Below are 9574 nucleotides of genomic sequence, written 5' to 3'. Positions count from 1 at the left end.
ATGCGAGCGGTAATCCTTTTAATACGGTTAACAATCCAATTAAATTACCGTATGTGCGCCCCGTTTTCCCTCTTAGCAACTCAGGAACATCAGGGTTCTTTTTTTGTGGCATAATACTTGATCCTGTACAAAACGAATCATCCAACTCCACAAATTGAAATTCCTGGCTTGACCAAATCACCAATTCTTCAGATAATCGCGAAATATGGGTCATGATAATTGAACCAATCGACAAAAATTCAAGGATGAAATCGCGATCGCTGACAGCGTCCATACTGTTTGGATAGATGGTTTCAAACCCTAACAGCTCGGCAACACGTTCGCGGTTAATAGGAAAGGTGGTCCCTGCCAATGCTCCGGAACCAAGTGGTAGCCAGTTCACCCGTTTCAGTGAATCGATCAATCTCTCTTTATCCCGTTCAAACATCCAAAAGTAAGCCATTAAATGATGGGCAAAGGAAACCGGCTGTGCTCGTTGCAGGTGGGTATAGCCGGGAATCAACGTTTCAATATTCTCCTGGGCCTGATTGATGATTGCCTGCTGTACATCTTCCATTAATTTTATCAGTTCAGTCGTTTTTGTTCGTAAATAAAGATGCATATCCGTTGCCACTTGGTCATTCCGGCTGCGGCCCGTGTGAAGCTTGCCACCAACAGGACCAATTTTTTCAATTAACAGCTTCTCGATATTCATATGAATATCTTCATCTTCAACGAGAAATTCAACCTCATCACGATCAACCATCTCTTTAATCTCGAGTAGTCCACGCTTAATTTTCTCAGCATCCTCCACCGGAATAATGGCGCACTCCCCTAGCATTTGCACATGGGCAAGGCTTCCATCGATATCTTCATTGGCTAGCTTTTGATCAAAAGAAATCGAAGCTGTGAATTCTTCAACGAGCTTGTTCGTTTCTTTTGTAAAGCGTCCGCCCCATAGCTTTGACATTTCATGCTCCTCCTTAAAAATAAAGAAGATAACCCTCGAAATAGGATTCGAGGGCAATCCGAATTATTTTAATACCGTTTCTGTTTTATTAACCTCTGAATAAACCTTTGTCGGTAAACCCCAAAGTTTAATAAAACCAACCGCTGCATTATGATCAAAAGCATCTCCTTTTGCATAGGTTGCTAATTCCTCATTGTAAAGGCTGTGAGGGGACTTACGGCCAACAACCGTATGATTCCCTTTATGAAGTTTGACTCGGATTGTTCCAGAAACAACCTTCTGCGTTTCGTCAATAAAGGCATCAAGGGCTGTTTTTAACGGAGAATACCAAAGACCTTCATAAATAATTTTTGCCATTTGCTGATCAACCTGTGTTTTGAACTGGGTAACCTCACGAGGTAAAGTCAAAAATTCTAATTCCTTATGAGCGTTGATTAAAATGAGTGCTGCAGGGTTCTCGTACACTTCACGTGATTTAATTCCTACTAATCTATTTTCAATGTGGTCAATACGGCCAACACCGTGCTTGCCGCCAAGATCATTTAACGTTTCAATTAGCTGAACAAGGGGAAGCTGTTCGCCATTAAGCGCGGCAGGAATCCCCTGCTCGAAATCAATTTCCACATATTCTGCTACATCTGGTGTTAATTCAACCGGGTTGGTCCAATCAAATGCCGCTTCCGGCGCCTCTGCCCATGGATTTTCAAGAACACCAGCTTCGCAGGCACGGCCCCAAATGTTGGCATCAATCGAAAATGGATTATCTAAATCAACGGGAATCGGAATCCCGTTTTCCTGGGCATACAAAATTTCTTCGTCACGGGTCATGCCCCATTCACGAACTGGAGCGATTACTTTTAAGTTTGGATTTAACGCCTGAACCGAAACTTCAAAGCGCACTTGGTCATTTCCTTTACCTGTACAGCCATGAGCTACAGCAGCAGCACCCTCTTTTTCAGCGACTTCGACCAATAATTTTGAAATTAGCGGTCTGGAAAGGGCAGAAGATAATGGGTACTTTCCTTCATATAAACAATTAGCCTTCAAAGCTGGAAGAATATACTCCTTGGCTAATAATTCTTTCCCATCAATCATAATTGCTTTGATGGCGCCGACATTCAATGCCTTGTTTTTAATGGCTTCTAAGTCCTTACCTTCACCAACATCAAGGCCTAAGGCAATTACATCATAACCATATTTTTCCTGAATCCATTTAACAGATACGGATGTATCTAAGCCACCTGAATAGGCTAAAACAATTTTCTCTTTAGTCATCTGTATTCTCCTTATGTTCATCTGCATTATTATTCAACCGATAGAATTATTATACAACAAAAATCAAAAAAATAAATACTATTATGCTAGTAATAATTTTAAAATTGCTTTTTGGGCATGGAGGCGATTCTCTGCTTCATCAAATACGGCCGAATTCGGTCCATCAATAATTTCCGCAGATACCTCTTCGCCGCGATGAGCCGGTAGGCAATGTAAAAAGAGAAAATCTTTTTTGGCAAGCTTACATAATTCCTCATTTACTTGATAGGATGCAAACGCCTTGAGCCTCTTTTCGGTTTCTTCCTCCTGGCCCATGCTGGTCCAAACATCTGTAACAATGACATCCGCGTCTTTAACAGCTTCCTGTGGATCGGTTGTCACCTTTACTATACTTCCCGTATGTTTTCCCACTTCCATTGCCTTCTCTGTTATTTTTGCATCGGGCAAATAATCGAGCGGGCTGGCAATGCTAATATGCATTCCTGTTTTCACAGCGCCTTCCATTAATGAATGCGCCATATTGTTATTTCCGTCTCCTAAATAGCACATCTTTAAGCCTGACAATTTCCCTTTATGTTCAAGGATGGTCAGCAGGTCTGCCATTACTTGAGTTGGATGGTGTAAGTCAGTTAATCCATTAATAACCGGAACAGTTGCATGCTCTGCCAACTCCTCAACCGATTTGTGTGAAAAAGTCCGAATCATGATGCCATCCACATAACGAGATAATACTTTGGCGGTATCAGAAATACTTTCCCCCCTACCAAGCTGCAGGTCTTTCGAGCTTAGAAAAATCGCATGACCCCCAAGCTGGAGCATTCCAACCTCAAACGATACTCTTGTACGGGTTGAAGATTTTTCAAAAATCATTCCTAAAACCTTCCCGCTTAAGAACGGATGCGGTTTCCCCATCTTTTGCTTTGCCTTCAATTCCTGCGCCACATCAAGCAGATAAAGAATTTCCTCTGTGCTAAAATCGGCAAGCTGTAAAAAATCTTTTCCCTTTAATATTACGCTTTCAGTATCACTTATATCCTTCAATTTATATGCTTCTAACATGAACAACACCTTCCATTTCCAAATTGTAATATTCGCGTACCGACCGTGCTTCATAATCAGAAATAGGACTATTTCTCAAACCAATGATGGCATTAACCGTATCTAAATGGGTAAGCACCGGGACCTTATAACGAATCGCTTGTTCACGAATGTAAAAACCAAATTTCAGTTTGTTCCTTCCTTGGTTCGGAATATTTATCACAGCCTTCATGGCGTGATTCCGAAATAGATCATTAACATCCTGTTCGTCCTTCACTACTTTTTCAACAGGAATGCCTTTATTCTTTAAAAAATCAGCCGTACCTTCCGTCGCAGCCAGCTTGAATCGATTCTTGATAAGGCTCTTGATGATTGGAAGACTTTCTTGCTTTTCACGATCTGCAACGGAACAAAAGATATACGTTTTTTCCGTATGCTCACTCATCGATGGAATCGCCTTATCAAAGGCTTCTTGGTAAGTTAACCCGATTCCAAGCGCTTCACCTGTTGATTTCATTTCCGGTCCAAGGACATGGTCGACTCCCTTAAGCTTACTTGATGAAAAAATCGGTGCTTTTATGGAAAAATAATTTGGTTCTGCCAGTAATCCTTTTATCGGGCTCAAATCCGTTAAGGAATCGCCTAACTGTACACATACCGCCCATTCAATCATCGGAACACCCGTGACTTTACTAATGATTGGCACCGTTCTCGATGAACGAGGGTTTACCTCCAGAACGTAAACCTGGTTCTCATATATAACAAATTGAATATTCATCATGCCAATAATGGGTGCTGTTTTAGCAATTTCGCTTGCATATCCAAGTAATGTTTCCTTGATTTTATCTGATATGGAAATGGGCGGAAAGACCGAAATACTGTCACCGGAGTGTACGCCTGCTTTTTCAATATGTTCAAAGATTCCTGGGACAACAATAGTGCTCCCGTCACTTATCACATCAATCTCGCATTCTAGTCCAGGTAAATATTTATCTACTAATAACGGCCACATTTTAGCATTTGAGTTCTTTTCAAGCTGTATGAGATAACTTTGTAGATCCCTTTCTGAAAAAATCGTAAACATCGATTGACCACCAATGACGTAAGAAGGTCTCACAAGAACCGGGTAGCCTAATTCAGCTGCAGCTGTGGCTAATTCATCCACATGGGATACAGTTTTCCCTTCAATATGGGGAATGTCTAAAACTTCTAGAAGCTGATAAAATTCTTTGCGATCCTCCAGACGGTCGACATTGTCCACGGAAGTGCCAAAAATCTTAACTCCTTCATTCTCTAATTCATGAGCTAAATTGATGGCTGTTTGCCCGCCAAATTGAATTAATACCCCTTCAACCTGCTCTTTTTCAATCACATGAAGGACATCCTCGGCAGATAACGGTTCAAAATAGAGGCGATCCGCAATTGAATAATCAGTACTTACTGTCTCAGGGTTGTTATTCATCACCACGGCCTCATAGCCCTTTTTCTTAATTGCTTTTGCGGCATGGACTGAGCAGTAATCGAATTCAATCCCTTGGCCGATTCGAATCGGTCCTGAACCAATGACAAGAATTTTTTTCTTATTGGTAATTTCTACTTCGTCAACCCCATGCCAAGTAGAATAATAGTAAGGTGTCACGGCATCAAATTCTGCCGAGCAGGTGTCAACCATTTTATAGCCTGGTTTCCAATTGAGTTCTTTCCACTTAGTTCTTACAAGTTTTTCTGGGATATTGTAAATTTGTGATAATAACTTATCGGCAATATTTTTTCGTTTTGCTTCTTTCAACAATGGTAAAGGAACATCCTCCCAGCTATAGGACGATAATTCCATTTCTAATGCAACGATTGAATTAATTTTGTATAAAAACCATGGATCAATTTCAGTCAGCTGTTGAAGTTTCTCAAGAGGAATCCCTCTTCTAAATGCTTCAGCAATAACGAATAGCCGTCTGTCATTTGCTGTATCCAGAAGTTCAACCAAGGATGTCTCATTTAATGATTTATTTACCTCAAGGCATAGACCGTAAACATTCATTTCCATCGACCGAATCGCCTTGTTTAGAGCACCTTCAAATGTTCGGTCAATCGACATGACTTCACCAGTTGCTTTCATTTGTGTTCCCAAAGTTCGGTCTGCCTCAGGGAACTTGTCAAAAGGAAAGCGCGGTAGTTTAACCACTATATAATCAATCGCCGGTTCAAACGAAGCAAAGGTATTACCTGTTATAGGATTCACAATCTCATCTAAGTGGTAGCCAATTGCACACTTTGCTGCCATTCTTGCGATGGGATAACCAGTTGCTTTTGAAGCAAGTGCCGACGAACGGCTTACTCGCGGGTTTACTTCAATGATGTAATACTGGTTTGATTCCGGATGCAGGGCGAACTGAATGTTGCAGCCGCCAATAATCTCTAATTCTTTGATAACCTTTATCGAAACGTCACGGAGCATTTGATATTGGACATCCGTCAAGGTTTGCGACGGAGCAACGACAATGGAATCGCCGGTATGCACACCAACTGGGTCCATGTTTTCCATGTTGCAAACAATAATGCACGTATCATTTGCATCCCTCATGACCTCATATTCAATTTCCTTCCAGCCTTTTATGCTTTTTTCGACTAATACTTGATGGATGGGACTCGCTGCTAAGCCTTTTTTCAGGACGGTTTCTAGTTCTTCAGCGTCATGCGCGAATCCGCCGCCGTCCCCTCCCAGCGTATAGGCAGGACGAATGATAACCGGAAAACCGATTTCCTTTACAAAGGCTGCCCCGTCTTCAAAGCTATGAATAGTCGCTGATTCTGGTATCGGTTCACCGATTTTAAGCATCAAATTGCGGAACTTCTCCCGGTCTTCTCCGTTTTTGATAGATTCGACGGAGGTTCCTAACAATTCTACATTGTATTTTTCTAAAATATTCTGTTCATAAAGCTGAACCGTTAAATTCAAGCCCGTTTGCCCACCCAGCGTACCAATTACACCATCAGGCTTTTCTTTCTGAATAATTTTTTCAATTGTTGCAACGGTTAGCGGTTCGATATAAACCTTATCGGCAATGGCTTCATCTGTCATAATGGTTGCAGGGTTATTATTGATTAAAATAACTTCGATTCCCTCTTCTTTAAGAGCGATACACGCCTGTGTTCCTGCATAATCAAATTCCGCAGCTTGCCCAATCACAATCGGACCTGAGCCAATCACTAGTACTTTGGTTAATTTTTCATTTAACGGCATACACTGTCTCTCCCAATGAAGCTATCTGACTTACGAAATCTGTTAAAATATACTCTGTATCGTTCGGTCCTGGATGGGCTTCCGGATGAAATTGCACGGTTTGGATCGGATAGATTTGATGCTTTAATCCCTCAATCGATTTATCATTGACATTACGGTAGGTTACAGCGAATACATTGGTGTCAATGCTCTCGTCAACGACGACATATCCATGATTTTGTGCAGTTATTTTCACTTTACCGGTTATTATTTCTTTAACTGGATGATTACCGCCGCGATGCCCGTATGAGAGCTTTTCAGTTTTTGCCCCATAGGCTAGTGCGATTAACTGATGCCCAAGGCAGATTCCAAGCGTTGGGTAGTGCTGAGAAATTTTTTTGATATCCGGGAACCACTTCTTCAACTCCATCGGGTCACCAGGTCCATTACTAAGAAGAACACCATCCGGGTTTAAGGCTTTTATTTTTTCAAAAGAAGTATTATAAGGCACAAGGGTGACCGAACAGTTTTCTTCTAAAAGAGCATTGAGAATCGACTTTTTATAGCCAAAATCAATTAACACGACATGCGGTCCTCTGTTGTTGAAAAATTGTGTCTTCTTGGTTGATACTTTTTCTACCCAAAAGGACGGTATTTCTGTTGTGGAATAGTTTAAGCTCTTTGTATTGCTTAAGTATCCTTTGACTGTCCCTCTGCTGCGAATGGTTTTTACTAGGCGTCTTGTATCCACGCCCGCGATCCCAGGAACACTAGCTTGCTTTAGTTTTTCTGAAAACTTGGAGATGGATTGATAATGGCTCGGTGTTTCACATAGGTCACCAATTACTACTCCAGCTAATGCTGGTGTAATACTTTCATCATCCAGAGCATTGATTCCGTAGCTTCCGATAATCGGATAGCAAAAAGTTATGATTTGTCCGGCGTAGGAAGGGTCGGTAATGATTTCTTGGTAACCGGTCATACTTGTATTAAAAACGACTTCACCGAGTGAATCTTTTTCCGCACCAATTAATACACCATCGAATACTTCTCCCGATTCCAAAGTAAGATAACCATGTTTCAACATTCTCACTCGCCTTTCTCTATACTTTGGAATGTCTTATCCAATTTATCTTTAAATTCGTTAATTTCTTCATTAGTCACTGTAAGCGGCGGTAATATCCGAACGACTTTCGGACCCGCTGTTAAAATAAGTAGTTTGTTTTTTAGTGCCTTTTTGACTATTTTAAGTGCATCAGTTTCGACAACCACTCCTTTAAGCAGCCCTTTACCGCGAATTTCTTTAATAAATGGGTACTTTTCCTTCAGGCTTTGGAGCTGAAGGTCGAGGTAAGCTGACGCTTCTTTCACATGATCGACTAAGTTGCTTTCGAGTATATAAGTAATGGTTGCCTGCCCGGCTGCTGTAGCTAATGGGTTTCCGCCAAACGTGCTGCCGTGGGTGCCTGGTTCAAACCCCTTTGCTGCTTCTTCTTTAGCAATCATCGCACCTATTGGAAAACCGGAGCCGAGACCTTTAGCAATACTGATTACATCCGGTTCGATTGCATATTGTTCATAGGCAAAGAGCGTGCCTGTTCTGCCAATACCTGTTTGGATTTCATCAACCATCAGCAGGATTTCATTGTCCTTGCAAATTTGGGCTAGCTTTTCCACCCATTTTGGGTTCGCTGGAATGACTCCGCCTTCGCCCTGAACAAGCTCTAGGAGGACCGCTGCAGGCTTGATTGTTTTAAGTTCATCGAGTCCATCGATGTCGTTAAATGGTAGGTATCTGAATCCAGGCATAAGTGGATAAAAGCCTTGCTGAATTTTTTCCTGCCCGGTTGCAGATAAGGTCGCTAATGTTCTTCCATGAAACGATTGTTGAAAGGTGACTACTTCGGATGAGCCGTTACCCTTTACATGATTTGCATATCTTCTCGCAAGCTTGATAGCTGCTTCGTTAGCTTCTGCCCCGCTGTTACAAAAAAACACTTGGTCGCCACAGCTATTTTCAACAAGTAAGGCAGCCAGCTCCTGTTGATTGGGAATGTCGTAAAGGTTTGAGCAGTGCCACAGGTTCTGAAGCTGCTCTTCTAGTTTTTCTTTTACAGCTTCCGGTACATGCCCTAAATTACAGGTGGCAATACCAGATGTAAAATCTAGAAATTGGTTCCCTTGATCATCCCAAATGTAACTTCCTTTTCCCTTCACCAGCGTGATCGGAAAGCGGCTATAAGTTGCCATAACAGGCGACATCTGAAAAACGGAAGTATTGTTCACCATCACGCTATCTCCTCTTCTAAGACAATTTTTGTACCGATTTTTTTGCCGTTTGTATAATCTATCAAGCTATTCTTCTCAAATCCGTTAATAATCGCAACTTCAGGAATATTGTGAACGAGGCCATCAATTGCTGCCTTAACTTTTGGTATCATTCCACCAAAGATTGTTTGATTATGAATCATCTCTTCAATAATGGCCTTAGATACTTGATCGATTTTCGTTTTCGTACCGTCTTTTTCTACTAAGATTCCGGGAATATCACTAACAAAACATAAATTTGCTTCCAACGCCTTAGCAATAGCAGAGGCAGCAATATCACCGTTTATATTGTACCGTTGCCCACTTGCATCAACCCCAATTGGGGATATGACAGGAATATAACCTTGATTGATGATTCCCACAATAACACTTTGATTCACATCAACAACTTCTCCGACAAAACCTAATATTTTTGAGTCACTGCTCGGTTTTGCTTTTAGTAAAGTACCATCAACACCGCTAACCCCAATGGCTTTACCTTCTACTTCAACAATGTTTCTGACAACCTGTTTATTAACCATTCCGCTTAAGACCATTTCGACTATATCTAAAACTTCATGATTTGTTACTCTAAGACCATTCACAAATGTGGTTTCAACATTTAAGCTATTTAATAATTGATTAATTAATGGTCCGCCTCCATGTACGATTACCGGCATCCATTCACCAGCCTTATACATTTTCACGATATCTTCATAAAAGGATTTTGGCAGATTTTCTAACACACTTCCGCCGCACTTAATGACAAGAAATTTCATCCTTTT

General features: G+C 41.3%; 7 protein-coding genes. All 7 read right to left on the bottom strand.

Translation table 11 applies throughout. The features are described 5' to 3' along the window. The coding region (gene argH, locus RTR43_RS13180) for an argininosuccinate lyase (protein ID WP_312472516.1) at positions 1-949 on the bottom strand (949 nt) is incomplete at its 3' end. A gap of 63 nt (positions 950-1012) precedes the next feature. Further along, positions 1013-2224 (bottom strand): argininosuccinate synthase, encoded by a 1212-nt coding sequence (locus tag RTR43_RS13175; RefSeq protein ID WP_312472515.1) that lies wholly within the window; start codon positions 2222-2224, stop codon positions 1013-1015. Between the two features lie 81 nt (positions 2225-2305). Then, positions 2306-3283: an ornithine carbamoyltransferase gene (gene argF / locus RTR43_RS13170; protein WP_312472513.1), complete on the bottom strand. Its 978-nt coding sequence runs from the start codon at positions 3281-3283 to the stop codon at positions 2306-2308. Further along, complete coding sequence (carB, locus tag RTR43_RS13165) at positions 3267-6503, bottom strand: carbamoyl-phosphate synthase (glutamine-hydrolyzing) large subunit (RefSeq protein WP_312472512.1); 3237 nt, start codon at positions 6501-6503, stop codon at positions 3267-3269. Before carB ends, argF begins: the two co-directional genes overlap by 17 nt. Then, on the bottom strand, positions 6490-7566 hold the full coding sequence (locus tag RTR43_RS13160) for a carbamoyl phosphate synthase small subunit (protein WP_312472558.1): 1077 nt from the start codon (positions 7564-7566) through the stop codon (positions 6490-6492). Before RTR43_RS13160 ends, carB begins: the two co-directional genes overlap by 14 nt. A gap of 5 nt (positions 7567-7571) precedes the next feature. Beyond that, positions 7572-8771 carry an acetylornithine transaminase gene (locus tag RTR43_RS13155; protein WP_312472510.1) on the bottom strand — a complete coding sequence of 400 codons (1200 nt, stop codon included), beginning with the start codon at positions 8769-8771 and terminating at the stop codon, positions 7572-7574. Next, positions 8771-9568, bottom strand: a complete 798-nt coding sequence (gene argB, locus RTR43_RS13150) for an acetylglutamate kinase (protein WP_312472509.1) — start codon at positions 9566-9568, stop codon at positions 8771-8773. The genes RTR43_RS13155 and argB overlap by 1 nt, the downstream gene beginning before the upstream one ends. Between the last annotated feature and the right edge of the window lie 6 nt (positions 9569-9574).

The organism is Neobacillus sp., from assembly GCF_031988165.1.
Classification (GTDB): Bacteria; Bacillota; Bacilli; order Bacillales; family Cytobacillaceae; genus Neobacillus; species Neobacillus rhizosphaerae.
This window is presented reverse-complemented; position numbering and strand designations above follow the sequence as displayed.